Origin of the sequence: Synechococcus sp. MU1642 (assembly GCF_020514115.1) — a bacterium.
Lineage (GTDB): Bacteria > Cyanobacteriota > Cyanobacteriia > PCC-6307 > Cyanobiaceae > Parasynechococcus.
Window position 1 is genome coordinate 17,348 of sequence record NZ_VTKZ01000004.1, and the last position, 26,738, is coordinate 44,085.

Annotated in this window: 28 protein-coding genes and 1 tRNA gene; 16 read left to right on the top strand and 13 right to left on the bottom strand. The window is 57.2% G+C overall.

Going from position 1 to position 26,738, the window contains the following annotated elements:
• Positions 1-28: 28 nt before the first annotated feature.
• On the top strand, positions 29-1,534 hold the full coding sequence (locus tag FZZ85_RS05395; RefSeq protein WP_226412966.1) for a UDP-N-acetylmuramoyl-L-alanyl-D-glutamate--2,6-diaminopimelate ligase: 1,506 nt from the start codon (positions 29-31) through the stop codon (positions 1,532-1,534).
• A gap of 34 nt (positions 1,535-1,568) precedes the next feature.
• Here FZZ85_RS05395 and FZZ85_RS05400 read toward each other — a convergent pair whose 3' ends face one another.
• The 5 genes from FZZ85_RS05400 to FZZ85_RS05420 all read right to left on the bottom strand — a co-directional run bounded on the left by FZZ85_RS05400 (position 1,569) and on the right by FZZ85_RS05420 (position 5,072).
• A complete protein-coding gene (locus tag FZZ85_RS05400; RefSeq protein WP_226413307.1) occupies positions 1,569-2,735 on the bottom strand; it encodes an aminotransferase class V-fold PLP-dependent enzyme in 1,167 nt (388 codons plus the stop codon).
• Between the two features lie 72 nt (positions 2,736-2,807).
• On the bottom strand, positions 2,808-3,035 hold the full coding sequence (locus FZZ85_RS05405; protein WP_226412968.1) for a hypothetical protein: 228 nt from the start codon (positions 3,033-3,035) through the stop codon (positions 2,808-2,810).
• A gap of 665 nt (positions 3,036-3,700) precedes the next feature.
• Entirely contained in the window at positions 3,701-4,423 is a 723-nt protein-coding gene (locus FZZ85_RS05410) for a GAF domain-containing protein (protein WP_226413309.1), read from the bottom strand.
• 104 nt (positions 4,424-4,527) lie between these two features.
• Positions 4,528-4,830 (bottom strand): gamma-glutamylcyclotransferase, encoded by a 303-nt coding sequence (locus tag FZZ85_RS05415; protein WP_226413311.1) that lies wholly within the window; start codon positions 4,828-4,830, stop codon positions 4,528-4,530.
• A complete protein-coding gene (locus tag FZZ85_RS05420; RefSeq protein WP_011128549.1) occupies positions 4,827-5,072 on the bottom strand; it encodes a NifU family protein in 246 nt (81 codons plus the stop codon). Before FZZ85_RS05420 ends, FZZ85_RS05415 begins: the two co-directional genes overlap by 4 nt.
• Positions 5,073-5,152: 80 nt before the next feature.
• On the opposite strand from FZZ85_RS05420, the gene FZZ85_RS05425 reads away from it, so the two are divergent.
• Complete coding sequence (locus FZZ85_RS05425; protein ID WP_226413313.1) at positions 5,153-6,661, top strand: malate:quinone oxidoreductase; 1,509 nt, start codon at positions 5,153-5,155, stop codon at positions 6,659-6,661.
• 3 nt (positions 6,662-6,664) lie between these two features.
• Here the strand turns inward: FZZ85_RS05425 and FZZ85_RS05430 are convergent, their stop codons facing one another.
• Positions 6,665-6,985 carry a multidrug efflux SMR transporter gene (locus FZZ85_RS05430; protein ID WP_226412970.1) on the bottom strand — a complete coding sequence of 107 codons (321 nt, stop codon included), beginning with the start codon at positions 6,983-6,985 and terminating at the stop codon, positions 6,665-6,667.
• A 71-nt stretch (positions 6,986-7,056) separates the two neighbouring features.
• Here FZZ85_RS05430 and lepA point away from each other — a divergent pair, with 71 nt between their 5' ends.
• On the top strand, positions 7,057-8,877 hold the full coding sequence (gene lepA / locus FZZ85_RS05435; protein WP_226412972.1) for a translation elongation factor 4: 1,821 nt from the start codon (positions 7,057-7,059) through the stop codon (positions 8,875-8,877).
• A 230-nt stretch (positions 8,878-9,107) separates the two neighbouring features.
• On the opposite strand, the gene FZZ85_RS05440 is transcribed toward lepA, so the two are convergent.
• Positions 9,108-9,554 (bottom strand): hypothetical protein, encoded by a 447-nt coding sequence (locus FZZ85_RS05440; RefSeq protein ID WP_226412974.1) that lies wholly within the window; start codon positions 9,552-9,554, stop codon positions 9,108-9,110.
• Here FZZ85_RS05440 and FZZ85_RS05445 point away from each other — a divergent pair.
• Positions 9,554-10,426: an ABC transporter permease gene (locus FZZ85_RS05445; RefSeq protein ID WP_226412976.1), complete on the top strand. Its 873-nt coding sequence runs from the start codon at positions 9,554-9,556 to the stop codon at positions 10,424-10,426. The genes FZZ85_RS05440 and FZZ85_RS05445 overlap by 1 nt on opposite strands.
• Before the next feature lie 19 nt (positions 10,427-10,445).
• A complete protein-coding gene (locus FZZ85_RS05450) occupies positions 10,446-10,661 on the top strand; it encodes a hypothetical protein (protein ID WP_226412978.1) in 216 nt (71 codons plus the stop codon).
• Positions 10,662-10,663: 2 nt separating this feature from the next.
• On the opposite strand, the gene FZZ85_RS05455 is transcribed toward FZZ85_RS05450, so the two are convergent.
• Both FZZ85_RS05455 and trmH read right to left on the bottom strand, forming a co-directional pair.
• Positions 10,664-10,837 (bottom strand): hypothetical protein, encoded by a 174-nt coding sequence (locus FZZ85_RS05455; protein ID WP_226412980.1) that lies wholly within the window; start codon positions 10,835-10,837, stop codon positions 10,664-10,666.
• Positions 10,838-10,900: 63 nt separating this feature from the next.
• Positions 10,901-11,590 (bottom strand): tRNA (guanosine(18)-2'-O)-methyltransferase TrmH, encoded by a 690-nt coding sequence (trmH, locus tag FZZ85_RS05460; RefSeq protein ID WP_226412982.1) that lies wholly within the window; start codon positions 11,588-11,590, stop codon positions 10,901-10,903.
• Positions 11,591-11,686: 96 nt separating this feature from the next.
• Here trmH and FZZ85_RS05465 point away from each other — a divergent pair, with 96 nt between their 5' ends.
• Complete coding sequence (locus FZZ85_RS05465) at positions 11,687-12,055, top strand: methylated-DNA--[protein]-cysteine S-methyltransferase (RefSeq protein ID WP_226413315.1); 369 nt, start codon at positions 11,687-11,689, stop codon at positions 12,053-12,055.
• Between the two features lie 3 nt (positions 12,056-12,058).
• A complete protein-coding gene (locus FZZ85_RS05470) occupies positions 12,059-13,396 on the top strand; it encodes a 16S rRNA (cytosine(967)-C(5))-methyltransferase (protein WP_226412984.1) in 1,338 nt (445 codons plus the stop codon).
• A 9-nt stretch (positions 13,397-13,405) separates the two neighbouring features.
• Here the strand turns inward: FZZ85_RS05470 and FZZ85_RS05475 are convergent, their stop codons facing one another.
• Genes FZZ85_RS05475 through FZZ85_RS05485 form a run of 3 tightly spaced genes read right to left on the bottom strand, consistent with a single transcriptional unit; the run spans position 13,406 to position 16,628 of the window.
• Positions 13,406-15,451 carry a PBP1A family penicillin-binding protein gene (locus FZZ85_RS05475; RefSeq protein ID WP_226412986.1) on the bottom strand — a complete coding sequence of 682 codons (2,046 nt, stop codon included), beginning with the start codon at positions 15,449-15,451 and terminating at the stop codon, positions 13,406-13,408.
• Positions 15,448-16,401, bottom strand: a complete 954-nt coding sequence (gene chlG, locus FZZ85_RS05480) for a chlorophyll synthase ChlG (protein ID WP_226412988.1) — start codon at positions 16,399-16,401, stop codon at positions 15,448-15,450. The genes FZZ85_RS05475 and chlG overlap by 4 nt, the downstream gene beginning before the upstream one ends.
• Positions 16,402-16,412: 11 nt before the next feature.
• Positions 16,413-16,628 carry a DUF2862 domain-containing protein gene (locus FZZ85_RS05485; protein ID WP_226412990.1) on the bottom strand — a complete coding sequence of 72 codons (216 nt, stop codon included), beginning with the start codon at positions 16,626-16,628 and terminating at the stop codon, positions 16,413-16,415.
• 56 nt (positions 16,629-16,684) lie between these two features.
• On the opposite strand from FZZ85_RS05485, the gene hisF reads away from it, so the two are divergent.
• The 6 genes from hisF (at position 16,685) to FZZ85_RS05515 (ending at position 20,709) form a co-directional block, all read left to right on the top strand.
• Positions 16,685-17,455 carry an imidazole glycerol phosphate synthase subunit HisF gene (hisF, locus tag FZZ85_RS05490; protein WP_226412992.1) on the top strand — a complete coding sequence of 257 codons (771 nt, stop codon included), beginning with the start codon at positions 16,685-16,687 and terminating at the stop codon, positions 17,453-17,455.
• Positions 17,452-18,153, top strand: coding sequence for a bifunctional demethylmenaquinone methyltransferase/2-methoxy-6-polyprenyl-1,4-benzoquinol methylase UbiE (gene ubiE / locus FZZ85_RS05495; RefSeq protein WP_226412994.1), 702 nt, complete (start codon positions 17,452-17,454; stop codon positions 18,151-18,153). The genes hisF and ubiE overlap by 4 nt, the downstream gene beginning before the upstream one ends.
• Before the next feature lie 82 nt (positions 18,154-18,235).
• The gene (locus FZZ85_RS05500; RefSeq protein ID WP_226412996.1) at positions 18,236-18,586 is read left to right on the top strand and encodes a hypothetical protein; all 351 of its coding nucleotides are present in this window, start codon (positions 18,236-18,238) and stop codon (positions 18,584-18,586) included.
• 42 nt (positions 18,587-18,628) lie between these two features.
• Positions 18,629-19,519: a glycine--tRNA ligase subunit alpha gene (gene glyQ / locus FZZ85_RS05505; RefSeq protein WP_226412998.1), complete on the top strand. Its 891-nt coding sequence runs from the start codon at positions 18,629-18,631 to the stop codon at positions 19,517-19,519.
• Between the two features lie 268 nt (positions 19,520-19,787).
• Positions 19,788-20,543: a hypothetical protein gene (locus FZZ85_RS05510; RefSeq protein ID WP_226413000.1), complete on the top strand. Its 756-nt coding sequence runs from the start codon at positions 19,788-19,790 to the stop codon at positions 20,541-20,543.
• Positions 20,544-20,622: 79 nt separating this feature from the next.
• Positions 20,623-20,709 (top strand) — tRNA-Ser (locus tag FZZ85_RS05515).
• A 382-nt stretch (positions 20,710-21,091) separates the two neighbouring features.
• Here the strand turns inward: FZZ85_RS05515 and FZZ85_RS05520 are convergent.
• On the bottom strand, positions 21,092-21,433 hold the full coding sequence (locus tag FZZ85_RS05520; protein ID WP_226413002.1) for a hypothetical protein: 342 nt from the start codon (positions 21,431-21,433) through the stop codon (positions 21,092-21,094).
• A 58-nt stretch (positions 21,434-21,491) separates the two neighbouring features.
• On the opposite strand from FZZ85_RS05520, the gene FZZ85_RS05525 reads away from it, so the two are divergent.
• From FZZ85_RS05525 to FZZ85_RS05535, 3 genes are all read left to right on the top strand, one after another.
• Entirely contained in the window at positions 21,492-22,268 is a 777-nt protein-coding gene (locus FZZ85_RS05525; protein ID WP_226413004.1) for a hypothetical protein, read from the top strand.
• 34 nt (positions 22,269-22,302) lie between these two features.
• Positions 22,303-22,566, top strand: a complete 264-nt coding sequence (locus tag FZZ85_RS05530; protein ID WP_226413006.1) for an AlpA family transcriptional regulator — start codon at positions 22,303-22,305, stop codon at positions 22,564-22,566.
• 1,303 nt (positions 22,567-23,869) lie between these two features.
• On the top strand, positions 23,870-26,629 hold the full coding sequence (locus FZZ85_RS05535; protein ID WP_226413008.1) for a Calx-beta domain-containing protein: 2,760 nt from the start codon (positions 23,870-23,872) through the stop codon (positions 26,627-26,629).
• The last annotated feature ends 109 nt before the right edge of the window (positions 26,630-26,738 follow it).

The window sequence follows — 26,738 nt, forward strand, 5'->3', positions numbered from 1 at the left end:
AAACTCCCCCAAGCAGAGGGGAGATGGGATGACGCAGGCGTTGCATGCCCTGTTGAGTGATGCAGGCATCGCAGTGCCGGCGGGGCTGGTGAATCCTGGATTGGAGGCGATCACCACCGATTCCCGCCGCGTCGGCCCTGGAACCCTGTTTCTCGGACTTCCCGGCGAACGGGTGGATGGAGGCACGTTTTGGGCTCAAGCCCTTGAGGCCGGTGCCGCCGCTGCCGTAATTGGAGCTGAAGCTGCTTCTGCAAAACCGCCAGGTGCCGATGATCCTGTGGTGGTGATCCAAGATCCGGTGGCGCGCCGGATCGGTGAGATTGCAGCGGCGTACTGGGACCATCCCTGCAGGCGCATGGCCCTGATTGGTGTGACCGGCACCAATGGCAAAACCACCACCACCCATTTGATCGAGCATCTGGCTGCTTCAGCAGATCAATCGGTGGGCTTGTTCGGCACGTTGGTGAACCGCTGGCCGGGCCACAGCATCACGGCCACCCACACCACGGCCTTTGCCGATCTCCTGCAGGGGCAACTTGCCGAGGCGGCCTCCGCCGGCTGCGGCCTGGCGGCGATGGAAGTGAGTTCCCACGCCCTGGCGCAGCAGCGGGTGGCTGGCTGCCGCTTCGCGGGAGCCGTATTCACCAACCTCACCCAGGACCACCTCGATTACCACGTCTCAATGGAGGACTACTTCGAGGCCAAGGCGTCGCTGTTTGCGGATCCTCTTTTGTTGGAAGGTGATGCGCGATCGGTGGTCAACAGTGATGACCCCTGGGGGGCGCGGTTGGCCGAACGGCTCGGCGCCGCCTGTTGGCGCAGCTCCCTTGAGGATCCATCGGCGGAGTTGCACATGAGCGGCCTGCAGATGACGGCCGCTGGGGTGGAAGGTCGCTTGATCAGCCCTTTTGGTGAGGGCCGTTTTCGTTCGCCCTTGTTGGGTCGCTTCAATTTGATGAACCTGCTGCAGGCAGTGGGGGTGCTGCTTCAGCAGCAGTTGCCCTTGCCGGTACTGCTGGAGGCCATCGGCCGTTTCGGTGGCGTGCCGGGCCGGATGGAGCGGGTGATTTTGAACGGTGTGGATGCAGCGAATTTGCCTCCGGTGCTGGTGGATTACGCCCACACGCCCGATGGCTTGAGGAACGCTCTTTCAGCAGCGCGTCCGTTCTGCACAGGGCGGCTGATTTGTGTGTTCGGTTGTGGTGGTGATCGGGATCGGGGCAAGCGTCCGCAGATGGCGGAGATTGCGGCACGTCTGGCTGACCGTGTGGTGGTCACCTCCGACAACCCTCGCACCGAGGACCCTCAGCAGATCCTCGATGACGTAGTAGCGGGGATTCCGGCCGGTAGCGATCTGCTGGTGGAGGGTGATCGAGCCAAGGCGATTGCTTCAGCCATTGCCGAAGCAGAGCCGAATGATCTGGTGCTGGTGGCCGGTAAAGGGCACGAGGACTACCAGATTCTCGGCACCGAAAAGGTGCACTTCGACGATCGCGAGGAAGCGGAACGCGCCCTGCGTTTGAGGTTGTTCTGAAGCAAGTTGCTTTGACGCGGTTGATCTGAACCGATCAAAGGGTGCTGATCGCTGCCACCAGGGCGTTGATGTCGTCGTGTGTGGTGCTGATGTGGGTGCAGGCCCTCAAGCAACTGGGGTCCGCCAGATCGCGAATCCACAGGCCTTGCGCGCCCAACTGCTTCACATGCTCAGCAGGTGGCACATCGCCGTTGATCTGAAAGCTCACCAGTCCGCTGGTGGGTGCCACATCAAGCAGGGTGGTGACGCTCGCTAGCCCCTGGAGTGCCTGCCAGAGCTTGCTGCTGAGGTTTTGAATGCGGTCCCAGCGTTGTGGGGCTGATCCCTCGTTCTCCAGCAGTTGCAGTGAGCTGCGCAGGCCGGCCATCAGGGGTACGCAGCTGGTGGCCACTTCAAAGCGGCGGCTGTCGTGGTGAAACAGATCGCTCCCGTTTAGATCGGCTTTGCTTTCATCGCGCAGGCTGCGCCAGCCGATCACGGTTGGAGCGGCCTCATCCAACACACGCTCGGAAAGCGCCACGCCCCCCAGTCCTTCGGGGCCGCAGGCCCACTTGTGCCCGGTGAAGGCGTAGATGTCGGCCGCGGCAGCGGCCTCTTCAACGGGGATCTGTCCGAAGCTTTGGGCGGCGTCCACCAGCAGAAAGGGCTGTTGGGGATGTTGGTTGAGTTGATGAGCGACGGCGGCAATCGGCATCACCTGGCCTGTATTCCAGAGCAGATGGCTCAGCACCACAAGACGTGTGCGAGGGGTGAGGGCCTCGGCAATGGCCTCAACCACCGCGGCGTCGCACTGGGCTTGATTCCCCCGCAGATGCTTCACCGGCAGCACGTCGATGGCGAGGTTCTGGCGCCGCGCCAGTTCAACGCAGGCACTCACCACACCGGGGTGTTCGCAGTCGCCGATCAGCAGCCGATCCCCTTTGGCAAAGGGAAGTCCCCACAGCGGCAGCACGCAGCCGCTGGTGACGTTCTCGGTGAGGGCAAGCCGATGGGGCGGAACGCCGCAGCACTGGGCCAGAAGGCGGCGTGTGCTGTTGATCTCCTTGGCGATGTAGGGCCAAACATCCGCCGTGAACGGCCCTAACTCCTGAATGCGCGCCCAGCTCGCTGTGATCGCTTCCAGGGATGGGCTGGGCAATGGCCCTTGGCCGCCGTAGTTGAAGTACGTCTTGTTCTGCAGGGCAGGGCAGAGGTCGCGCATGGTCACGGCACTGGCGTGAGCCGAAAGATGGGTGCCACCACGTTGGCAGTGCCATCGAGTCGCAGCCAGGCGTTAAACGGTGAGCCGGCTGCGTGATCGCTTGAGAGCTGGGTCAAACCGTTGGACCCCGGCATGGCCTTCTCCGGCAACGGCCAACCCTTCGAAGGCGCCTGAGCTGACGCTGTGACCGACTAGAGCGTTCTGCTGGCCTGGATGCGCTGTGGCACGGCATAGCGTCAAGTCACCGATCTGACTGGCCTGGGGGCGACGCCGGTTCAGCAAGGGCGAATGGTTGAACACTTGGTTCTATAGGTCACCGAACCCTGCCATAGCGCCTGCCCCAGCCCTGTGTCAGGCCCACTTTTTTTTGCACTGTTTTTCCGCTGCTCGTTCCATCTGCCATCCCGACCAACGTCGCCATTCGATCTCGGCTGCCGTCAGGTATTGATCGGTGAGCGATTCAGTTTGGTTTTCCGGCATGCCAAACCGGATGGGGCAAGAAGGACCAGCGTTCACCTCAATCTCCCGACCTGGATCAAATTTGTCGTGCAGGCTGAATTGACGGTGGTTGTTTTCGATACAGAACCTAATTGATCAGTATTTGAACTCAGTTTGCTTTCCAATCTGTGGGTCGACTTGCTTCAGCTTGCCTTGAGGTAAATCTTGCGTCCTTTGGCGTCAACTTTGTAGCGACCACCCCTGGGGCCGATGTGAATTACATCGATGGATGCGTTGATAGGGGTTGGTGGCTCTAAAGGCTCCGGCTCAACCTTGGAGGGGGTTGGAATCTCAGGCGTTTGTATTCTCAGGTGGGGCGCGGCTTTGAAGATATTCAGCCCGAGCTTGCGATACAGAAAATCTGCAATTCGCATGACGCGTTACTGGAACTACCTTTTATTTTCTGGCGATGTCAAGTGTCCGCGGTGTTGCCGATTGCCAATGTCCATCGCCCAGCTCCAATTGGCTCAACCGTGATTGTTTGACGACTCCGCTCGACTGCTTTGCACGTCGGGAAAGTGCTCGTTCATGCATTCGGGACAGATGCCATGGCTGAAATTCAGCGTGCTGTGCTGCATTAGGAATCGTTCGATGGGTTGCCAGAACCCTTCCCTGTCGCGGATGGATTTGCAGTAACTGCAAGTGGTGACCAAGCCTTGAGCGTGATGCATCTGACAGAACTCATCCATCAGGGCCAAGGATCGGCGTCTGAGTTCCAAAAGAGTGGTGGCCTGTTCCGCCAGGCCTTCCATCACCTTGTATTGCGAATTGGTGAGTGATTTGGGAATCCGATCAATCACGCAAAGCGTTCCAATGCGGTGATTGATGTCGGTTTTCAGGGGGAAGCCTGCATAGAGCCGGATGTGGGGTGCTTCCTGCACGAGGGGATTGTCGCGGAATTTCTCATGAAACAGCGCGTCCTCCACCACCAGAGGCTTGGAATCGAGGATCGTATGGGCGCAAAATGAGATGTCTCGGTCGGTTTCGCTGGCCTCAAGGCCCACCTTCGATTTGAACCACTGACGCTTTTCATCCACCAGGGAGATCAGGGCGATCGGAGATTGGCAGATCTCTGAGGCCATCCGGGTGATGTTGTCAAAGGCTTTTTCAGGTTTTGTTCCCAGAATCCGGTATTCACTGAGTGATCTCAGTCGGGCTGCTTCGTTGATCGGCTTTGGTGCTGCCTGCATGGGCATACCTCGCTAGGCATGCCTTTGGTCTAAGACATGAATTTTTTGTTTTCTGTAAATGTGCAGTGCGAAAAATTTCGCTTTGTTGATTTTATTTTCTGCGATTAATTAATTCTTGGCGCTGCTTCGTAGAGCCACACGCTGCGGCCATCCCGAAGGGTTGCGCTACTGCGTTGGTACACATCAGGTACTTCCTCCCAATCATCTAAGGCGGTCCAGCAAGAGTCGGGCACCCGATACACCTCTCCTGAGATGGACCCATTGCTCCGCTGCAGCATCGGGTAGCCCGGGTAGTCGATTTCGATGAAGCCATCGACGATGCCGTCGCGACCGCGTTTGGCGCCCTTCAGCAAGTGATGGGCGCTGCCATTACTTTTTAGTGTCCCGTAGACGAAGAGGCGCTTCAGAGCACCTGCACCACTTCGCTCACTTCAGGAATCGATTCACGCATCTTGCGTTCGATGCCCATCTTCAAGGTCATCGTGCTACTGGGGCAGCTGCCGCAGGCGCCTTGCAGGCGCACCTTCACGATCGGGCCGTCCAGTTCCACCACTTCAACGTTGCCGCCGTCGGCCATCAGGAAGGGGCGCAGCTCATCCAGCACCTTTTCCACGTTCTCAAGCGTGAGGGCCATGGTTTCAGTGCTCATGGAGATGAACCAGAGATCAAGGCATCAAGGTTACGGAGTGGCCCCATAGGGTGACGAGAGCGGTTAACCCTCCAGCTCCGGTGCAGCACGACGGTTCGTTCAACCCAGAGGCCCGTTACGACGCCGTGCTTGTGGGAGCTGGAATCATGAGCGCCACCCTGGCGGCGCTGCTGCATGAACTCGACCCGCAGCTGCGGATTCTTCTGGTGGAGCGCCTCGAAGCGCCTGCTCTCGAGAGCAGCGCTGCGGTGAACAATGCCGGCACCGGCCATGCCGCCAACTGCGAGCTGAATTACACCCCGATTCAGGCGGATGGAACGGTGGCGACGGCCAAAGCGGTGGCCATCAATGCTTCGTTTGAACGCAGCCTCGAGTTCTGGGGGTCGTTGCGGGAGCGGGGCGACCTCGACACCAGCAGCTTTCTCCACCAGGCGGCTCACATCAGCGCCGTGTGGACGCCGGAGAACATTGCCTTTCTGCGGCAGCGCTTCAGCCAGCTGAAGGAGCTGCCGGCCTTTGCCCGGATGCGCTGGAGCGAAGACCAAAGCGAGCTCACCGAATGGATGCCCCTGGTGATGGCGGGGCGCGATCTCAAGCAGCCGGTGGCGGCCACGCGCATTGATCGAGGCACGGACGTTGATTTCGGCACCCTCACCCGGGCCTACCTGATGCCCTTGCAGCAGAGCGGAGCGCTCACTGTTGAGTACGGCACTCAGGTGCACGACCTCAAACGTCTGCGCCGCAGCGACATGACTGAGGCTGACTGGCGCGTGGTGCTCAAGGGGCCCTCAGGCAAAAAAGAAGTGCGGACTCCCTTTGTTTTCCTCGGTGCCGGTGGTGGTGCCCTGCCGCTGCTGCAACGTTCCGGGATCCCAGAGGCGGCTGATTTCGCTGGCTTCCCAGTGAGTGGCCTCTGGTTGGTTTGTGGTGACGCGCAGCTGGCCGATCGTCAGCGGGCCAAGGTCTACGGCAAGGCGGCGGTGGGGGCCCCACCTATGTCGGTGCCCCATCTCGACACCCGTTGGATTGATGGCAAGCGTTCGCTGTTGTTCGGCCCCTTTGCCGGCTTCAGCAGCAAGTTCCTCAAACAGGGCTCCCTGCTGGATCTGCCCGCTTCCGTGCGGGCCACCAATCTTGTGCCGATGCTGCAGGTGGGTGCCACTAACTTTGAGCTGGTGCAGTACCTGATCAATCAGCTGCGCCAGACCCCTGCGGAGCGGCATGAGGCGCTGCAGCAGTTCATGCCCACCGCCCGTGCCGAAGACTGGACCCTCTCGGTGGCGGGCCAGCGGGTGCAGATCATTAAACGAAGCAAGCAGGGCGGACGGCTGCAGCTGGGGACGGAAGTGGTGGCCTCCGGCGATGGCTCCTTGGCAGCGCTGCTGGGTGCCTCCCCAGGAGCAAGCACGGCGGTGACTATCATGTTGGAGGTGCTTCAGCGCTGCTTCAAGCAACGGCTCGACAGCGAGGCCTGGGAGCAGCGACTGCAAGCGCTGTTACCCAGCATCCATGAAGACCCTCAGCAGGATCCGCAGGTGCTGCTGCGGATGCGGGAGCGCAGTGATGCCTTGCTGGGGCTGACCCCCTGAGGCTTATTCCCCCAGATTCACCAAGACCACACCGGCGGTGATTAAGCCGATCCCGATCAACTGCGCGGGCTGTAGCGTCTGGCTGTAGGCGAAACGCCCCACCAGCACAATCACCACGGTGCCTATGCCGCTCCATAGGGCGTAGGTAATCCCCAGGGGGATACTCAGCACCACCTTGGAGAGCAGAGCCATCGCAAGGGCGTAGGCGCTGAACACCAGCAGGGTGGGCAGCGGTCGGCTCATGCCCTCCGACAAGCGCAGGCAGGAGGTGCCGATCACCTCAGCGCTGATCGCTAGCAGTAGCAACGTCCAGGGATTGCTCATCAGCACTGGTGTCGCTCCTTAGGATTGTGGCAACGACGCTTTCTGGACCCGAGACGGGATTCCGCCGCTGCATGACCGACGCTCCCGTCTCACGGATACGCAACTTCTGCATCATTGCCCATATTGACCACGGCAAGTCGACACTGGCTGACCGGTTGCTGCAGGACACGGGCACCGTGGCAAACCGGGACATGCAGGAGCAGTTCCTGGACAACATGGACCTCGAGCGGGAGCGGGGGATCACCATCAAGCTCCAGGCCGCCCGGATGAACTACACGGCGGCCGATGGCCAGGGGTACGTCCTCAACCTCATCGACACACCTGGCCATGTCGACTTCTCCTATGAGGTGAGCCGCAGCCTGCAGGCCTGTGAAGGGGCATTGCTGGTGGTGGATGCCAGCCAGGGGGTGGAAGCACAGACCTTGGCCAACGTTTACCTGGCCTTGGAAAACGATCTCGAGATCATCCCGGTGCTCAACAAGATCGATCTGCCTGGAGCGGATCCCGATCGGATCAAGGAAGAGGTCGAGGCGATCATCGGTCTCGATTGCAGCAATGCCATTTCCTGCTCGGCCAAGACCGGCTTGGGTGTGCCCGAAATCCTGCAGGCGGTGGTGGATCGGGTGCCCTCGCCGAAGGATGCGGTGGAGGAGTCCACCAAGGCGCTGATCTTCGACTCCTATTACGACCCCTACCGGGGCGTGATCGTTTATTTCCGGGTGATGAGCGGCCGGATCAGCTGCAAAGACAAAGTGCTGTTGATGGCCAGCAAGAAGACCTATGAGCTCGATGAGATCGGAATCATGGCGCCCGATCAGAAGAAGGTGGACGAGCTCCACGCCGGAGAGGTGGGCTATCTGGCGGCTTCGATCAAGGCCGTGGCAGATGCCCGGGTTGGCGACACCATCACTTTGGTGAATGCACCAGCGGATGAGGCTTTACCGGGTTACACCGAGGCCAAGCCGATGGTGTTCTGCGGTTTGTTCCCCACCGAGGCCGATCAGTACCCGGATCTGCGTGATGCTCTCGACAAACTGCAGCTTTCGGATGCGGCACTGAAGTACGAGCCGGAAACCAGCAGCGCCATGGGCTTCGGTTTCCGCTGCGGCTTCCTCGGCTTGCTGCACATGGAGATCGTGCAGGAGCGGCTGGAGCGCGAGTACGACCTCGATCTGATCGTCACCGCGCCATCGGTGATCTACAAGGTGAACATGATTGATGGCTCCGAAGTGATGGTGGACAACCCCGCCACCCTTCCCGATCCGCAGAAACGCGAGTCGATCGAAGAGCCCTACGTGAAGATGGAGATCTACGCGCCCAACGAGTACAACGGCGCCTTGATGGGCCTCTGCCAGGAACGACGTGGCGATTACATCGACATGAAGTACATCACCACCGATCGGGTGACTTTGATTTATGAATTGCCGCTAGCAGAGGTGGTGACCGATTTCTTCGATCAGATGAAGACGCGCACCCAGGGTTATGCCTCGATGGAATACAGCCTGATCGGTTACCGCAAGAACCAGTTAGTGCGCCTCGATGTGCTGATCAACGGCGAGCGGGCCGACGCCCTCACCACGATCGTTCACCAAGACAAGGCCTACAACGTGGGCAAGGCGTTGGTGGAAAAACTCAAGGAACTGATTCCTCGCCAGCAGTTCAAGATTCCGATTCAGGCGTCCATCGGAAGCCGAATCATTGCCTCCACCAGCATCAGTGCTATTCGCAAGGATGTGCTCGCCAAGTGCTACGGCGGTGACATCTCCCGCAAGAAGAAACTGCTGAAGAAGCAGGCCAAGGGCAAGAAGCGGATGAAGGCCATGGGAAAGGTGGATGTGCCCCAGGAGGCCTTCATGGCTGTGCTCAAGTTGAATGATGGTGGCTCTGCCTAACTGTCTTGTGGCTTGGTTTTCTCCTTGGCAAAAATCATTAGGCAAATAATTCCTCTAATTGTTTGAGTTTTTCCTTTGCTTGGGCAATTCCTAGCCAAAAATCTTCTCTGGTTGCCGTCTTGCTCTTGCCAGCCTCGTCTGATTTTTAATTATTCAAAAAAACAGCTGCTCAATGTTGGGTAGCTGTTTTTTGTCTTTGTGGCTGAATTAGGTCCCTGCCTTTGAAGGGTCTAGCTCAGATTTTCTTCTTTAATAGTCTGAGTGCTCAACCCAGTCGTTGTGTTTGTTGATGTCATAAAGCCAGCTGTCAGGATTGCGGCGTCCGAAAGGTATTGGTGGATGCGGGGGTGCACCAAATCGCCCTTGTTGTTTTCGATCCAGAGGGTTGTGTTTGGGCTTGAGTGGAACAGCAATTCCTGTTCAGGACTGGCTGGATCGTCCTGCAGATCCGTGATGGCTTTGTCGCACAGCGCGATGCTTTGGCGGACCAACAGCTGGTCGTTGGCTAGCAGATTGCGCTGATCGATTAGCAGACCCACCGATGAGGCCCCGGTGAATCCGAGGAAGACCACCAAATGGGTGGCCAGCTGTAGCTGGCCTTTGAGACTGCCGAGAAGCCGTTGTGGCCAGTTGTAACGGGACGCAATGGCTTCATTCTTCCGCGGTTCGGGAGACAATGCATCTGCCCGAGGCCAACTTGCCCGTGACCCGCAGCCTCTCCACTCGCATGGCCCGCTGGGGCCTGGTGATCGTGGGGATCTACCTGCTGGTTGCTTTGATCACGCCTTTGTTGGTGAGTGCTGGCATCCTTTCGGATGCCAATGCTGGCTTGAAAAACCCGATCTACTCCGGTCCCAGCTGGAACCATTGGTGTGGCACCGACCGGCTCGGCCGGGATGTGTGTGTGCGCACCATGGCCGGAAGTGGAGTGGCGCTTCAGGTGGTCCTGTTGGCGGTGGGTTTGGCCCTGTTGGTGGGTGTGCCACTGGGCATGGTGAGTGGTTATTTCGGCGGCGCTGTCGATCGCCTGATGGTGCTGCTGATGGACACGCTTTACACCCTGCCGGTGCTGTTGCTCTCGGTGGTGTTGGCTTTTCTGTTGGGCAAGGGCATTCCCAATGCCGCCGCAGCCCTTTGCGTGGTGTATGTGCCGCAGTATTTCCGCGTGGTGCGCAACCAAACCGCTCAGGTGAAGAGCGAGCTGTTCGTGGAAGCCGCCCAGAGTCTGGGGGCGGGCCCGCTCTGGATCCTGCGGCGCTACTTGTTCCGCAATGTGATCACCTCAGTGCCGGTGCTGCTCACCCTTAATGCCGCAGATGCGGTGTTAGTGCTGGGGGGACTGGGATTTCTCGGCCTGGGCCTGCCGGAGACTGTGCCCGAATGGGGTGGTGATCTCAACCTGGCGCTGGCCGCAGTGCCCACTGGGGTGTGGTGGACGGCGCTCTTCCCTGGCCTGGCGATGTTTGTTTTGGTGCTAGGGCTGTCCTTCCTTGGGGAAGGCATCGAGGCCTGGGTGAGCGGCACAGAAACCCGGCCCGCGTCAGACTGAACCCATCGGCTCGGGTTTGATGGCCTGGTGGATCAGCTTGATTTTACTGAGCATGGCCGTGTTGCTCTGGAAAAAGAGTTGCGACAGCTCCGATGACGTGATCGCTTTGCTCGAGCGGATCTTGGCCACCACCTTGGTTCTGGTGGTGGTGCTGGTCAGTCGCAATCTGCTGCTGGAGACGGCGGTGTTGATCGCCGCGGTTCAGTTGCCTGGGGTGCCGCGGCGACAGCGCTGATCTCAGGCTGGTTTCGGTTCCTTCACCTCACGGATCGAAATCCGGCAGGAGCTGGGGAATATGGCGTGGGCCGCTTCCACGGCATGGCTTAGATCGTCGGACTGGAGCATTTCTTCGCCCCACTCATTCCCGCAGTGATAAGTGACCGCGTACTGGTGCAGCTGTTTGTTGTCCATTGCTGACAATCCGCTTCTTTGGTTATGGCCCAGGGTTCGTCGAGATACAAGTCTTCCGTCGGATCAGCAGCGCAGCTTCACAGTTCGCGGTAACTCCTCCATCAGCTCTCCCTCCTCACTTAAGGCGGGGTAAGGCCGTTGCTGCTCCCGGCACCAGTGGGCCACCTCGGGGTAGGACCACTCAAAAAGCAACTGCTGGTATTGCTCTGGCTTCAGGCCTTCTCCCTGGGTTGGGGCTAGACCGGCCACCTGGCGTTGGCGCAGCGCCTCAAACAACAGGGTTGCGGTGGCGACCGACACGTTCAGGGACTGCACCATGCCGCGCATGGGGATGAACAGCGCTTCATCCATCAGATCCCGGGCCTGATCGGTCAGCCCCCATTTCTCGGCCCCGAGCACGAAGGCGGTGGGTCCGGTGAAGTCGCATTCCCGGTAGTCCTTGGCATTCACTCCGAGATGGGTTCCGTAGAGGCGGAACCCTTTTGCTTTGAGCTGGCGGATGGCTGTTTCTGTATCGGGATGGTCATGCAGGGGCACCCATTTCTGGCTGCCCTGGGCCGTGCTGTTGAAGGTGCGTGGCCGCCCGTCGAAACTCACCGCGTGGGCTTCCAGCGCCCCGACGGCATCGCAGCTGCGCAGGATGGCGGAGAGGTTGTGGGGTTTCTCCACGTGTTCGAGCAGCACCGTCAGATCCGCCATGCGGTGGTTCAGCACGGATTTCAGCCGCTCAAACCGTCGCGGCAGCAGGGGCATGGGAGATCAATCGAGTGAGAGCAACAAATTGGGGGTCTTCCATGCTTAGGGGACTGGAACGACAATCAAGCAGTCAGCGCTTCTGTCGCCATCCAGATCCCGCCCAAGAATCCCTCCGTTGAACCGTACGTCTCCGGCGGCACGTTTGATCAGCGTGTCTGGAGTGAGGTGGAACGCATCCCCCACGGTCGGTTGGCGACCTACGGCCAGATCGCTGAGTTGATCGGTGTCTTTGGTTGTGCGCGTCAGGTGGGTTGGGCGTTGCGGCGTCTCAAACTCCCCTCCACCGTTCCCTGGCATCGCGTGGTGAACGCTCAGGGCCGGATTTCGATGAGCCTCAGTCGTGAGGGCAGTGACTGGATCCAGCGGGATCTTCTGCTGGCAGAGGGCATTCCGGTGGATGCGGAAGGACGCCTGCCGCTGCGTCAGTTCCTCTGGCACCCGTACGCCCATGCTAGGGATTGATGCGTGGTGCACTTGTCTGACTCGGCTCCGATTGGGCTGCTACCGCGACGGCTCGCCTGGGATGTGTTGCAGGCGGTTGCGGCTGGGGCCTACGCCGATGTGGCACTGGAGCGGGTGCTGCGGGAGCGTGAGCTCAAGCCTTCCGATCGAGGGTTGGTGACCGAGCTGGCCTATGGCGCCATCCGCCAACGGCGCACTCTTGATGCCTGGCTGGATCGGTTGGGCAAGGTGCCGGCCGCGAAGCAACCGCCCATGCTGCGCTGGCTGTTACATGTGGGTCTCTATCAACTGCTGTTGATGGAGCGGATTCCAGATTCAGCAGCGGTGAACACCGCTGTGGAGTTGGCCAAAGCCAGCAAGGGCTTGGCCCGGTTGGCCCCTGTGGTGAATGGTGTTCTGCGGGCGGCGCTGAGGGTGCGGGATGCCGGCGAAACCCTGCAACTGCCCAACGATCTGGCGGCCCAGCTGGCTCAGGCCCATTCCTTGCCGGATTGGTTCACCCAGTTGTTGATCGAGTGGCGCGGGGCAGAGGGGGCCGCGGCGGTGGCAAGCGCCTGCAACCGGGTTCCGGACCTGGATTTGCGAGTGAATCGGTTGCGATCGAGCCCTTCGCAGGTGCAGCAGGATCTGGCCGCGGCTGGCATCAACAGTGAGCCCATCGTTAATTGTCCCGCTGGCCTGCGCATCTCAGGCCACAGCGGTGACCTGCGCCAATGGCCCGGCTACACCGAGGGCCATTGGTGTGTGCAGGATTGTTCGGCGCAATGGATTGCACCACTGCTCGATCCCAAGCCAGGAGATCGCATCCTGGATGCCTGCTCGGCTCCGGGGGGGAAAGCGACCCATTTGGCGGAGTTGGTGGGGGATCAGGCCGAGATCTGGGCTGTGGACCGTTCAGCCGGACGGCTCAAGCGCGTTGCGACGAATGCTGCCCGGCTGGGCCTCTCCTCCATCAATGCCCTGGCAGCGGATGCCGCCAATCTCTTGGAGCAGCGCCCTCAATGGGGTGAATCCTTCCAGCGGATTTTGATTGATGCCCCCTGTTCAGGGCTTGGAACCCTTGCCCGTCACCCCGATGCCCGTTGGCGGGTGACACCCGAATCCATCCGTGGCCTTCTGCCCCAACAACAGGCCCTTCTGGACGGGCTTCTGCCGTTGTTGGCTCCTGGAGGTTCGTTGGTCTATGCCACCTGCACCATTCATCCCGATGAGAATCAAGCACAGATCCAGGCTCTGTTGAAGCGTCACCCAACGCTTCGACTGGAGCATGAAAACCAGCTCTGGCCTGACCAAGCCAGCGGGGGAGATGGGTTCTATTCAGCTGTGCTGCAGCGGGCCTAGGGCCTTGGCTCAATCCCGGGCCCAGCGTCGTCCTGGGCGAATGTTGCGGTCTGGATTGCTGTTTCTCCAGAGGTAAGGCTTCTGGCGAGCAGGAGCTGCAACGGGCGTGGGTCTGGGTTGGTCCGTTCCCACCGTAGGTTGAGCTGCATCAGGCTCGCCTTTGCCTTTCTCCTTCTGCTCTGGTTTGGTTTTCGGTGGCTTGGCGATCGTTTTCGGATCGACAGCCAAACGCACTTTTCGCTTCGTCTTGGGTTTGTCGGGGAAGGCGCGGCCGGGGATCTCGTCCTTGATTTGAAGCATGAATTGCTTCCAAGTCCATGCGGCCTCGCCGCTGGTGCTCTTGGTGGAGCGGTCGTCGTCATATCCGAACCAGACGCCCGTTGTGAGCTGAGGAATCGAGCCGATGAACCAGAGGTCACGAGTGTTCTCAGACGTTCCCGTTTTGCCGGCCACCTGTCGATCGTCGAGTTTGGCGGCGATACCGGTGCCGCCGGTCACCACCCGTTGCAGCATCCAGTTCATGGTGTCCGCCACGTCACTATCAACCGCCCGTTTGCCTGGGCTTCCGCTCAGTCGCCGACTCCAAAGCAATTCATTTTTGGGTCCGCGAATTTCCTCAAAGGGGCTGGGTGTGAAGTACAGGCCGCGATTGGCCATGCCGGCATAGGCGGCGGTCATGTCGAGGATGGTTTGCTCGTAGGCCCCAATGGCCATGGGGTAGTACTTGCCGAGAGGCCGCTCGGTGCCGATGTTGAAGTTGTTGGCAATATCAATGACGGCATCAAATCCAACGATGTCTTGCAGTTGAACCGCCACCGTGTTGAGTGAGTTCTTCAGAGCATCGGCAAGGGAGATGTTGCCGTAGTACTTGTTGCCAAAGTTTTTGGGGCAGTACCCGTTCCAGCAACGCTGGGCATCAAACACTTTGGTTTCGGGCTTCATGCCCCGATCAATGGCCGCTGCGTAGGGAAACAGCTTGAAAGTGGAGCCCGGAGAGCGCAGCGCCAGGATGGTGCGGTTGAACTGGCTCTTGGAGAAATCCTTGCCGCCCACCATCACCCGCACCAGTCCGTTGCTGGGATCAATCGAAACCATCGCGCCTTCTGTGTCGAAGGGGGCATTGGCTCGAATTACCTGCTGAGCTTTCTTTTGCCAGTCAAGATTCAGGCTGGTGCGCACCTTGACCCCGCCCACTTCCAGTTGTTCGGGCGTCAAGAACTTGGGCAGCTCCTGCGCAATCCAGGTGGTGAAGTAAGGCGCTGAACTGTTGAAGTACTTGGGTGTTGCTGGCTTCAGTCCAAGGGGGCTGTTGCGACCAAGATCGGCCTCGCTGGTGGAGATGAAGCCGGCCTGGGCCATGCGATCCAGAACAATCGAACGCCGTTCCTTGGCCAGATCTGGGTTCACCAGGGCTGAATAAATCGATGGCGCAGGCGGCAGCCCAGCGATCATGGCTGCCTCAGGAACCGTGAGCTGTTCCGGGGTTTTGGAGAAGTAGATCCAGGCCGCATCGGCTACGCCATAGGCCCCGGACCCCAGATAGACGTAGTTGAGGTACTGCTCGAGAATCTGTTGTTTGCTCAGCTGGCGCTCCAGCTTCATGGCCAGAGCCGCTTCCTTGAGTTTGCGGGTGATTGTGCGGTCTTGGCTCAAAAAGACAGTTCGAGCCAGCTGCTGGGTGATGGTGCTCGCCCCTTCCCGAACAGAACCCTGGCGGACGTTGGTGACGATGGCCCTGGCTATGCCCCAGCCATCCACACCGTCGTGCTGATAGAAGCGCCGGTCTTCTGCAGCGATGAAAGCTTCAGCCACCGTTGGCGGCATCGCACCGGGCTTCACCTTCTCTCGCGTTGCTGGCCCCAGCTTCTGGATCACCTTGCCATTGGTGGAGAGCAGTGTGATCGTTCCCGGCCGGTTGAAGCTGGCAATCCCTCGGGCATCCGGAAGCGTGGCGTCCACAAGCTCTGTCAGAGCGCGCATGCCCAAGGCAGCTCCCACACCCACCGCAGCTGCTGTGCCAGCGATCAATGCCCAGTGCAGGCGGGAACGCTTCACATCACCTGGGTTAAGGGGCTGTGGCCCACGGCCAGAGCGGTCACCAGCATGCCGAGAACAAGGAAGGGCTGTGCACTGGCCTGATATTTGACGTCAAAGGCCACGGGGTCTCTCAATAACCAGATGTCCTGGAAGGTGATCTGAGGAACAATCAACAGAACCAGCAGAACCGCTGCGAAATGCTGGCCGATCCCGATCAAGACGGCAACCATCGCCAATTGAAAAACATCAATCATTCCGGCGCTGATCCAGCTGGCCCGCTCGATGCCGAACACCACCGGCAAAGACTGAAGTCCGAGTTCACGGTCGCCTTCAACGCTTTTGAAGTCGTTAACAACAGCAATCCCGAGTCCCGCAAGGCTGTAGGCCAGGGTGAGCAGTGCTGTGCCCCAGGTGAGCTGGCTAAATAGGGCCTGGCCGGCCCACCAGGGCAGGGCGATGTAGCTCGCACCGAGGGCATAGTTGCCCAGCCAACCGTTCTGCTTGAGCTTCAGCGGCGGTGCTGAGTAGATGTAGCTCACAAAGGAGCCACCCAACGCCAGCCAAAAGACCACAGGAGTGGTGTGGCCCGCCCATCGGTCGAGTCCGTAGGACACTCCTAAACCGGCGAGCAGCAGCACCCAGATCTGCAGCTTGACCTGGCCCAAGGGAATCGCTCCTGACGGGATCGGCCGGTAAGGTTCGTTGATAGCGTCGATCTCGCGGTCGTAGTAGTCGTTGATGGTCTGGGTGAAACCCGCCAGCAAGGGGCCGCTCATCAACATGCAGGCAAAGGCTGCGAGCACGTGGTCAATACGCCACTCGTAGTTACCGCTGGCTGCTGCTCCACAGATCACCCCCCAGATCAAGGGGATCCACGTCACCGGTTTCATCAGCTGCAGCCGCAGCTTCCAGATGTTGGTGGTGCCCGAGGCACCTTTCATCCCAAGCAGCTGACGCGCGTCGCTCACAGAGACAATCCTCAGGCTGCGGCGATTTCGTCTTCGAAGAACCAGCTGGTTGAGCCATCGCTGAGCTCAACAACTACACCGATTCCCTTGCCGTCGACGGTACGGAAATCCTTAACCGTGCCGTTGGCATCATTCTTCAAAAGGTCAACCATCGCCTGGGGAATGCGATCCCGTACGCGGGTCACGCGAACCTTGGAGCCGATCGAGATGGCGTCAGCCTGGGACATGGCCTGCGAGGCTTGGAGAGTGGCGCAACCCTAACAGTCGCTTTTGCGCCGAATCGATGGTTGCTCTGCGTCTGATTCCCTGCCTGGATGTCGCCCGTGGACGGGTGGTGAAAGGTGTCAATTTCGTTGGCCTGCGCGATGCCGGTGATCCAGTGGAGCTGGCTTGTCGTTACAGCCGAGCAGGGGCAGATGAACTCGTTTTCCTCGACATCGCAGCCAGCCATGAGGGGCGCGGCACCCTTGTCGACATGGTGCGTCGAACAGCTGAATCGGTCACGATTCCCTTCACGGTGGGCGGTGGCATCAGCACCGTTGAGGGAATCACCGAGTTGTTGCGGGCCGGTGCCGACAAGGTGAGTCTCAACTCCTCGGCGGTGCGGCGGCCTGAGCTTGTGCGGGAGGGGGGCGATCAGTTCGGCTGCCAGTGCATCGTTGTGGCCATTGATGCCCGTCGGCGTGATGCCGGCGGCTGGGACGTTTATGTGAAGGGAGGCCGCGAGAACACTGGTCTCGATGTTTTGGAGTGGGCCCAGCGGGTGGCCGGCCTTGGGGCTGGAGAGATCCTGCTCACCTCGATGGATGGTGATGGCACCCAGGCGGGATACGACCTCGCCCTGACCCGGGCCGTGGCTGATGCGGTCCCAATACCGGTGATCGCCTCCGGTGGCGCGGGCTGCATGGATCACATCGCTGAGGCGTTGGACGTGGGACCCGAGGGAGGTCACGCCTCCGCAGCCTTGCTGGCCTCGTTGCTGCACGACGGTGTTCTCACGGTGGAACAGATCAAGCAAGATCTGCTTTCCCGTGGCCTGACGATCCGTCCATGAAGCCTGGTGATCCCGTGGCGGTGGAACAGCTGTTTGACGCTGTGGCTTCCCGCTATGACCGCCTCAACGATGTGCTCAGTTTCGGGTTGCATCGCCTGTGGAAACGTCAGTTGGTGCGTGCTCTTAAGCCGGTGGCAGGCGAGCAGTGGCTGGATCTGTGCTGCGGCACTGGGGACCTGGCCTTGGAGCTGGGGCGCTGTGTCCGCCCCGCTGGTGCGGTTACCGGTCTGGATGCCGCCGCTGCTCCCCTGGAGCGGGCCCGCCAGCGTCAGCGTCAGCAGCCCTGGTTGCCGGTGACCTTCCAGCAGGGGGATGCTCTGCAAACCGGCATGCCCAGTGCCTGCGCTGATGGGGCCGTGATGGCCTACGGACTGCGCAATCTGTCGAACCCCCTGCAGGGGCTGAAGGAACTACACCGGCTGCTGAAGCCTGGCGGGCGCGCCGGGGTGCTGGATTTCAACCGTCTGCCCCAAAGCGGAGCGGCGGCGGCCTTTCAGCGCTTCTATCTGCGTCACCTCGTGGTGCCCGCTGCCGCCTCTGTGGGGTTACGGGAGGAGTACGCCTACCTGGAGAAAAGTCTGGAGCGCTTCCCTGCGGGGCCTGAACAGGAGCGGCTGGCACGTCAGGCGGGTTTTTCTGAAGCGACCCACCGCTCGCTGGTGGCTGGACAGATGGGGGCTTTGATTCTCAGGACATGAATCTTTGCCTGTGTCGCTTGCGACACGCCCCGACGCTGATCTAGAGAAGTTGAAGAGAAGATGAAGTGGGGGAGGTTCCGGTTTGGCGTTTCCGCTGCCGAAGCTGCTGCCCCGCATCGAAGAGCTGCTTCAGGAAGTGCAGTGGCTGGATGGTCTGATCCTGATCACCGACTCGGACCGCGCCTGTTTTGTCTCCTTCTCGCAGGTGGATCCTTTGCTGCGTCGCCTGCGCCAGCGTCCAAAGGGGCCGGAGGTGGCTGAAAAGCTCTGCATGTCCTTGCTGGATTGCCATGGCAAGGGAGGTGCAAAGCCCGTGCTGATTTTTCAAGGGGATGGCAGTTTCTGGCTCGGAATGATTGGTCCCAGCGGCAACAATCCACATCGCCATCACGCCATTGCACACTTGCACCGTTGCCTGGCCCTGGAGGGCTGACCGGCTACTGGGCAGAATTGGAACACAGGTAGCCCCGGTCCAGTGCATTTTCAGGACATCATCAGCACGCTCAACCGGTTCTGGGCGGACCAGGGGTGTCTGTTGCTGCAGCCCTACGACACCGAGAAGGGTGCCGGCACCATGAGCCCCCACACGGTGCTCCGGGCTATTGGGCCTGAGCCTTGGGCGGTGGCCTATCCCGAACCCTGCCGTCGCCCCACCGACGGCCGTTATGGCGATAACCCCAACCGGGCCCAGCACTACTTCCAATACCAGGTGCTGATCAAGCCATCCCCAGACGGTATCCAGGAGACCTATCTGGCGTCACTGGAGGCGCTGGGCATCAAGCCCGCTGACCACGACATTCGTTTTGTTGAAGACAACTGGGAGTCGCCGACCCTGGGCGCCTGGGGTGTGGGCTGGGAAGTGTGGCTCGACGGTATGGAGGTCACCCAGTTCACCTATTTCCAGCAATGCGGCGGCATCGATTGCAAGCCCGTTTCGATTGAGATCACCTACGGCCTCGAGCGGCTGGCGATGTACTTGCAAGACGTGGAGAGCATTTGGGATCTCAGCTGGAACAGCGAGCGCAGTTACGGCGAGATCTGGCTGCCGTTTGAAAAGGGGCAGTGCCACTTCAACTTCGAGGCCTCCAATCCCGAGCGGCTCAAGCAGTTGTTCGCCATCTATGAGGCGGAAGCTGCTGATCTGATCGAGAAGCAACTGCCGGCACCGGCCTTGGATTTCGTTTTGAAGTGCAGTCACACCTTCAACCTGCTGGAGGCCCGTGGTGTGATTTCCGTGACGGAACGCACGGCCACCATCGGTCGGATCCGCAACCTGGCCCGCAAGGTGTCCGAGGCTTGGTTAGCGGAACGTGAGGCCCTTGGTTTCCCGCTGCTGAAGGGGGGAACTCTCGAGACAGCGGCCTAATGATTTCTGCGTCGACGTTGTTCTGCTGATGAAATTGCCCTCTGTCTTCTGGCGCTCCTTGTGCTTCGAGGGGTGCTGTGGGGGCGCCGCCGACGCCGCGCCGATCTGATCCATCTCGCCTGATCCAGGCGCCGTCTACGACCGTGGCGATCAGCGGTCGCTTGCTCGCCGATGTTCGCCGATTCCCCTCGGGGTGTTCCGGCTTGTTGGAGGTGGATCGGATCGAGGCTCGCCGGGTCGAGGGACGAGCCGAGCTGCAGCTTTCTGATTGCTCTGGACGCTGCCGCTGCTGGCACCACTCAGGCTCCCGGCCATGCTCTCGGCACTGTTGGTTCTCGTGGCGCCGCCATCAGTGCTGCCCGTGCTGCTAGGGCCCGTGCATCAGTTGGCGGGCCTGGTGATGATCATGGTCAGCTGCATCAGCCACTGGCCTGGAGCCCAACTGCTCACCGGACATCCCGAGGCGTGGGTGGTTGCCCTGCTGGTGCTGGGCTTGTTGCCTTGGTTGCTGGGAGCAGAGCGCTGCCGCCGGCGTTGGTCGCTGATCACCGTGGCAACCGCCCTGTTCCTGCATGGCCTGGTGGCGGTGGAGCGGTTCGGTCGCAATTGGTTGCTGGCTCGCCATCGTGGGCGTGCTGCGTTGGTGAGCAGCCATGGCGATGCGCGCAGTTGCCGGATGGCACAGAGACTCGCCGCTGTGCACGGCCACGTTCGCCTTGATTGGGCGATGCTCTTGGATCCTGTGGCAACAGACGTTCTCCCCTGTTGGCAAGAGCTGGCCCACTGCGTCGAGGCTCCCCAGTCAGGCCAAGCCCCCATCGCCATCGGCCAGGTGCTGCGGACCACTGGCTTGGCAGCGCAGCACCTGCAGCTTCGCTCTGAAGCATTGCTGTTGCAGGTTGGACCAAAGCGCTGGCAGCTGTTTCCCAGCCCTCAGGCCTTGTGGACACTTCAGGAGCAGCAGAGATCAGAACCCCGCCAGGTGATCACCAGAACATGGCTTGGCTTCAAGCCGTCCGCTTAACAGCGGCGTTGGCTTCTGCAGCATGGGGCTGGCTTACGGTTCGTCGGCCTTTAAAGTGCTCATACGCCCGAGGGCGTGTGGAGAGGTGGCAGAGTCCGGTTGATCGCGCACGACTCGAAATCGTGTAGGGGTAACACCCTCGTGGGTTCGAATCCCACCCTCTCCGTATCAAGTACTTCTCAGGAAGTCCTCTGAAGTCCCATTCTCTTGTGAGGGTGGGACTTCTCAGCATTTAGGTGGTTCTGGTTAGACCCAGGAAGCACCAAGACACCCCGAAGATGTGTTGATGGAAATGTTAGAGGGAGATTTGAGTATTGAATATTTCGGATTGCAGCCGAATTCGCCGTCTACATAGCAAGCACTAATTTCCATACTGATTGGAATAGATATTCGTTGTCTCTAAGCGTTTATGAGGTTTCACGGAGAGATTTGGAAAAGTCAGTCGTTGAATCAATAAATGACCGAGTATTGTTGATACTCTAATAAGGTATTGCTTTGATATAAAAGCCGATTTTTTAGGCATGCCTTAAAGTTCTTCATAGAGGGTCTTATCCAATCTTTGCACCAATTGAATTAAGCATTATTTGTGCATTATCTTGCAACTCCTTTTGCATCTCTGAACCAAAGCCGTAGCCACCTATTCCACCTATGAGTAAGCCGATAGCACCCATTGTCAAAGCTCTTTTCTGTTTATTTGACATTTGTGATTCGTCAATTGTATTTAGTTCGTCTATCGAGCATCCGCCAAGTTTTACTCCTCCCCATCCACCGACCAGCGATCCTCCAATTAGCCCAACTATAGGACCGTGCTCAGAAATCAAAAAACCTGCAAGCCCAATTGCAAGAAAGACGCCAATTAGTGAACCACATCCGCAAACATTATTGTTCATCTGCTAGGTGATCAGGGATAGTGTGATATAATATAGCCTTCAAAATAAGGTCAAATTAATGACTGATGGTAAAGGCAAGAAAATTAAAAGCTTTGTGAAATCATTTTATGAGCGTCTACTGCCGCACCTAAAGCGGTCCAAAGATAAAGTAGTCCCGTATGTAGAAAAGGCAAAGATCAAGGCTTCACCATATTTTGATAAGGCTAAGCCTTATGTAGACAAAGCAATTCCCTATATCGATAAAGCTAAGGACAAAGTAAAGCCGTTTGCAAAAAATACTTTGATCCCATTTGTTAAAAAGAGACCTATCGTTTCGTCTATTGCTGTTTTGATGGCAATAGGCGCTTTATCTAGTCTTTTTGGCAATGATCAGCCTGGGGTTGTGGAGATAGATTCTGCAAGTAAGGGTTTAGCTGGAAGTTATGAAGCGCAGGAACGACTGCGACTGAAAAACAGACTTTCTTGCCTTAAAATTGTCGAAAATCCGACCCACATTGTAACTTCGGGTTGGGGTAGTCGATATTATAATGTTAGCGGAAATAGCGTTACACCACTTACGCCCAAATGGTTTAGTCGTGACTATGGCTTGTGTGAAGCGTCATTTAGCTTAAAAAAGGATATAGTTTCTAGTTCAGATGGAGATATAGACACAGAAAGATGGGAAATCAGGAATGGAGATCTTGTTAAATATAGCTCGACAAAGTATATGAGTTCAGGATGGGAAAAAGGTAACATAAAAAAAACTGTCTACCCAAAAGCAACTCAGCTACAGATTGAGCAGTATCTCGAAAGTTACACAGAAAAAATAGAGCAGGAAAAATCAAAGTTAAACTGATATTCCCATGATTATATAGATTTTTAAGAGCCTGTTGGATCTTTTGTTTAATACGTTGATTTATGGGGAAATTCACTTGTTTCCCCATTTCTACCAAACGATGGAAATTCATTCCAAAGCGCCACGATTCCTTCGCCTCCCAGAGGTCTTAAACCTCGTCGGGGTGACCCGTTCCACCCTCTATCGCTGGATGGATGCAGGCACCTTCCCAAAGCAGATCTCAGTGGGTGGGAACACCGTCGTCTGGGTGGAGTCTGCTGTCACTGACTGGATGGAAGACCAGATGGCATCCAGATGACCCCGTCGGGTGGGGACCTAAATACCAACAGAACTCTCCTAAGGCAGGGCACTCAAGGGTGCTCTGCCTTTTTTGCGCCTGCCCTCTGTCATTTTATTGCTTCCTCTCAAAGAACTCTCTGAAGAACTGCTTTCGCTTTTGCATCAGACCTTCGCCCTTGATTGCTTCCAACGGACATAATTTCGCCCATCTCATGAATGGGTTTCCATGAACCGTTTGATATTTCGGGTATCCAGTGAATTCTCCCTCTCTATAGAAGACATCCTGTTCCCAAGCATCGCTTCGGTCAGGCTTCTTGCTGCTTGCAAACCGTTCCCCTTCGCAGTCGGCAAACAACCAGAGGTCCTGAACTGGGGGACCTGCTCTGCCTGAGGCAGGTTCGTCAACGCATTTCATAGGGCTGGTATTCCAATTGCAACTGACAATCCGTGTGCTCTGTCTGACCTTGATTCTGATCCAACCGTCTGGCATTTTCTCTGGCAGGGATAACTGTTCTGTTTCTACCCTGCACCCTGTCCCACACCCAAATATAGGAAGGATATGTTCCTGAGTCACTGTAAAAGCTTGTGTGGTAGTCAGGAATAGAAGGAGAAGTGAATTCACTTGTTATCTTCTTGGATTTTCTCCGTAAGAGCATTCCTCAGCCCGTCTCGAAAAGTCTTTTCGTTCATCTCCGGAATAATGGAATTCTTTCTCTGTTGTAAGAGATCTGCTAAGGTTTGTCGATTTTCTGGGTTGGTCAAGATGAGAACCCAAGACCAGGTCTGATAATTTTTTTTCAGTTGGACGAGACCACATCAACGACATTCTCCGTGTTGTGGTATTTGTTGTGGTATTTCCGAAACGATTTGGGAAATCCTTCCCAGGTTGTGTCATGCCGTCCCATTTAGGGCGAAGTCGACTTCCACCCTCTCCGTTCGTAGCAGTCCGCCAAAGTTCGCCAAGTTCCGCGGGCAACTGCAGATGAGGTTTTTGTCTGATCCAAAGGGACGTTGAAGTCCGCAGTCGATTGCAGACGTGCGGGCGCGTTCCCTGCTCTTCTGGCTCCCAATACCGCGGCAGTGGCTTCTGCAGAGCCACAAAGCCGAACTACCAGTTCTTCCGCGCTGGAGGCAGCAGTGGGACGTCCTGCCCCAGCGGATCTCAGTACAAGGGCAATGGCTTCTGCCTGGCGCGCTGAGCAGGGCTGAGATCCATTCCCCTGGAATGGATCTGAACAGGCAGACATAACCATCGGTTTCGTAGCGAGACCCATGCGTCTTAAGCTTCTCGCAAGATTTCAAGAGCTTTTAAGGAAGGACGTATGGGTCTCTCAATTCTTAATTACAGATGGTCTCCAACTACTTCCGCAGTAGAAGGCGAAACGGTACTTGTTGGGTATAAGCATGATGGGACAGGATCTTTAATTCCAAAAAATGGAAAGGCTTATTTAAGAGTCACAGGAATTGACAGAAACCACGATTATTTCCTGAACGGAGGATCATTCAGCGGTAGCAATGGCTATTTTGGAGAAATAAATTACAGCAGCAGTGGATCAATACACAGGACGGTTGTCATTCGGAATGATTACAAGAGAGAAGGCGATGAGAAGCTAATTCTTGGATTGTATTCAGATCGCAACTTAACGCAACAAATAGGGAGCGACCTGGAGCTAAATATCAGTGATTCGTCTATAGATCCAGCGGTCAGCGCAAGCAAGAAAGTGCTGGACGAAGGAGAATCTTTTTCAATTTCTATATCTGATTTAGCTCTACCAAAAATTCACCCAGTCTATTTACAACGCCTTTGGGACAAGATCACGTGGAAAGTTGAGGGCGAAGGCATTGAATCGTCGGATTTTGAAGTCGGAAAAACTACTGGAGAAATAAACCTTAGAAGCGAGTTCAATACTTTAGACTTTAAAATTTCCAATGACTTTGAGACGGAAGGGGACGAAGAGTTCACTTTTAGATTATTTTACAGTCATAAAGATGTTGATCCAAATTACCACGAAAGAGATATACAGCACCAGGTAGGTGAGACAATATTATTCAGAATTAAAGATACATCTAATTCGCCCATTTCATACTCCCTTGACCCAGAACTTGCTGCGATCGATGAAGGGCTAAAGCTAAGAACTAATGTCACAACAACAGGTGTTGATGCAGGGACCAGGCTTTACTGGGCCCTTAGTGGAAACGGCATTGATGCCGATGATTTTTCCACTGGTGACCTCAAAGGGTCAAGCGTTGTCAAATCCGATGGCACGATCAACTTTGCTCACACCCTCGCTGCTGATACGAAAACAGAAAAGTCAGAAACCTTAGAGATCAAGCTCTTTAGTGATTGGGCAAGAACCACTCAGGTTGGTGACACTGCTACCGTCACCATCAATGACACTTCCCTCACGCCCGCTAAATCAACTTTTCAGCTTCATACAGGCACGATTGAAGAAGGGCAGGAAGGTAAAATGAAAATATATAGAAGCGGAGACACCAGTCGTAAAGCAACAGTCGAGGTTTTTACTGAGGCTCATTTTCCTATGGAAACTGCCAGGACTGGTATAGATTATTTGTCACCCGCAGAAGGGGGACTTGAACTCATTTTTTCTCCAGGAGAAACGCAAAAATCTTTCATTATAGAAGCTCTTGAGGATGGACTCGAAGAGATGCCGGAGTTTCTTGATGCTTGGATTGGTAGAATAGATGACTCCAACTACACGAAGTTAGAAAACAATTGGGATACTAGTTATAGTTGGTTATCCGATCACTCGGCGCGAGTTTTCATAATCGACTCTACCGCTCCTGCCGAATCGACCTTCTCAATCGACGGCACAAACGTCTGGGAAGGTGATACCGCTCAGATTTTGATCACACGTAAAGGCAATACATCTGCTGCGATCGATCTGACCGTCAACACCGTCAATGGCACCGCCAAAAGCGGCTCTGATTACACCCAGCTCAAAGACAAGACCATTCGCTTTGGTGCTGGTGTTAAAAGCAAGAAACTATCCATCGCCACCAAAGAAGACTCTGCCGTTGAATCGGATGAGACCTTCAAGGTCAAAATCGCATCCTCCGATGATCTCGCGCAGTTCAACACCAAGGCTGCCACCGTCACGATCGAGGATGACGATCAAGCCGTCGTGAACAACACGACCAATAAAACCAACATCACCTACAACTACTTCAACTCCAACAACACCACGGTCGGCTCCAACAACACAACGACAACCATCAACTCCAACAACAAGAACAACACCGTCAATTCCAACAACAAACTCAGCAGTTGGAACATCTACCGCGTTGATCAAACCGTTAAAGCCAGAGACATCGTTGGTCAGTGGTTCTCTGACTCCACGCCCATCAGCGCCTTATCCCAGGACGTCAATGACACCAAGCTGATGGACGTGGTTGAGAAGACCTGGAGCGACAAGGTCCAGATCAACCGCGTTGTTCAAGCCAAACAAGGTGGCGGTGAACTGATCCAGGGCAAGCAGATCAACAAGAGCGCCTGGGACGGAGTGCCCAAAGGCTCTGTCCTCAATGGCAGCTCAGGTGGTGAGACCCTCAGGGGTCTTGCCGGTTGGGACGTCATGGATGGCGGTGATGGTGATGACCTGATCCACGGCGGCAACGGGCGCGACATCATCACCGGTGGTGCTGGCTCTGATGAACTGCACGGAGACTTCGGCTGGAACACCTACAAAGACCAACGCGATGGCTCCACAGACCTGATCGCGATTAAGTCCGATCAACACCTCAACAATTGGTGGTACGGCACCTCAGGCAACAGCCCCAACGGCGAGAAAGCCGACTTCATCGAGGGACTGGATGCCAAAGACCAAATCAAGATCATTGGTGTCTTCTCCCAGGACCTCTCCTTTAAAGAGAACGTCACCGCCAGAGGTGTCTCCGGCATTGGCATCTATGCCAAAGGCACCCTGGAAGCGGTTTATACCGGCGGCAACTTGAGCATTGGGCAGCTCACCCAAATGACCAGTGGTGATGGTTCAACAGCAGCGATGAACAACCAGATGTGGAGCTACTGGGGCAGCAACACCGTTCCCTCTTTGCAGGCGTAAGGCAAAACAGGGCTACGAACAGCTACTGGGCTCTGGCTGACTTGAAAGAAGAGCTCTGTCATCAGGGCTCTTCTTTCATTCGCAATGCCATCAGGCAATAGAGCTCTTC

Coding starts and splice junctions, on each gene's coding strand:
- FZZ85_RS05395 (WP_226412966.1), top strand. CDS start 29: ATGACGCAGGCGTTGCATGCCCTGTTGAGTGATGCAGGCATCGCAGTG.
- FZZ85_RS05400 (WP_226413307.1), bottom strand. CDS start 2,735: ATGCGCGACCTCTGCCCTGCCCTGCAGAACAAGACGTACTTCAACTAC.
- FZZ85_RS05410 (WP_226413309.1), bottom strand. CDS start 4,423: ATGCAGGCAGCACCAAAGCCGATCAACGAAGCAGCCCGACTGAGATCA.
- FZZ85_RS05420 (WP_011128549.1), bottom strand. CDS start 5,072: ATGAGCACTGAAACCATGGCCCTCACGCTTGAGAACGTGGAAAAGGTG.
- FZZ85_RS05430 (WP_226412970.1), bottom strand. CDS start 6,985: ATGAGCAATCCCTGGACGTTGCTACTGCTAGCGATCAGCGCTGAGGTG.
- lepA (WP_226412972.1), top strand. CDS start 7,057: ATGACCGACGCTCCCGTCTCACGGATACGCAACTTCTGCATCATTGCC.
- FZZ85_RS05445 (WP_226412976.1), top strand. CDS start 9,554: ATGCATCTGCCCGAGGCCAACTTGCCCGTGACCCGCAGCCTCTCCACT.
- FZZ85_RS05450 (WP_226412978.1), top strand. CDS start 10,446: ATGGCCTGGTGGATCAGCTTGATTTTACTGAGCATGGCCGTGTTGCTC.
- FZZ85_RS05455 (WP_226412980.1), bottom strand. CDS start 10,837: ATGGACAACAAACAGCTGCACCAGTACGCGGTCACTTATCACTGCGGG.
- trmH (WP_226412982.1), bottom strand. CDS start 11,590: ATGCCCCTGCTGCCGCGACGGTTTGAGCGGCTGAAATCCGTGCTGAAC.
- FZZ85_RS05485 (WP_226412990.1), bottom strand. CDS start 16,628: ATGTCCCAGGCTGACGCCATCTCGATCGGCTCCAAGGTTCGCGTGACC.
- hisF (WP_226412992.1), top strand. CDS start 16,685: ATGGTTGCTCTGCGTCTGATTCCCTGCCTGGATGTCGCCCGTGGACGG.
- ubiE (WP_226412994.1), top strand. CDS start 17,452: ATGAAGCCTGGTGATCCCGTGGCGGTGGAACAGCTGTTTGACGCTGTG.
- FZZ85_RS05520 (WP_226413002.1), bottom strand. CDS start 21,433: ATGAACAATAATGTTTGCGGATGTGGTTCACTAATTGGCGTCTTTCTT.
- FZZ85_RS05525 (WP_226413004.1), top strand. CDS start 21,492: ATGACTGATGGTAAAGGCAAGAAAATTAAAAGCTTTGTGAAATCATTT.
- FZZ85_RS05535 (WP_226413008.1), top strand. CDS start 23,870: ATGGGTCTCTCAATTCTTAATTACAGATGGTCTCCAACTACTTCCGCA.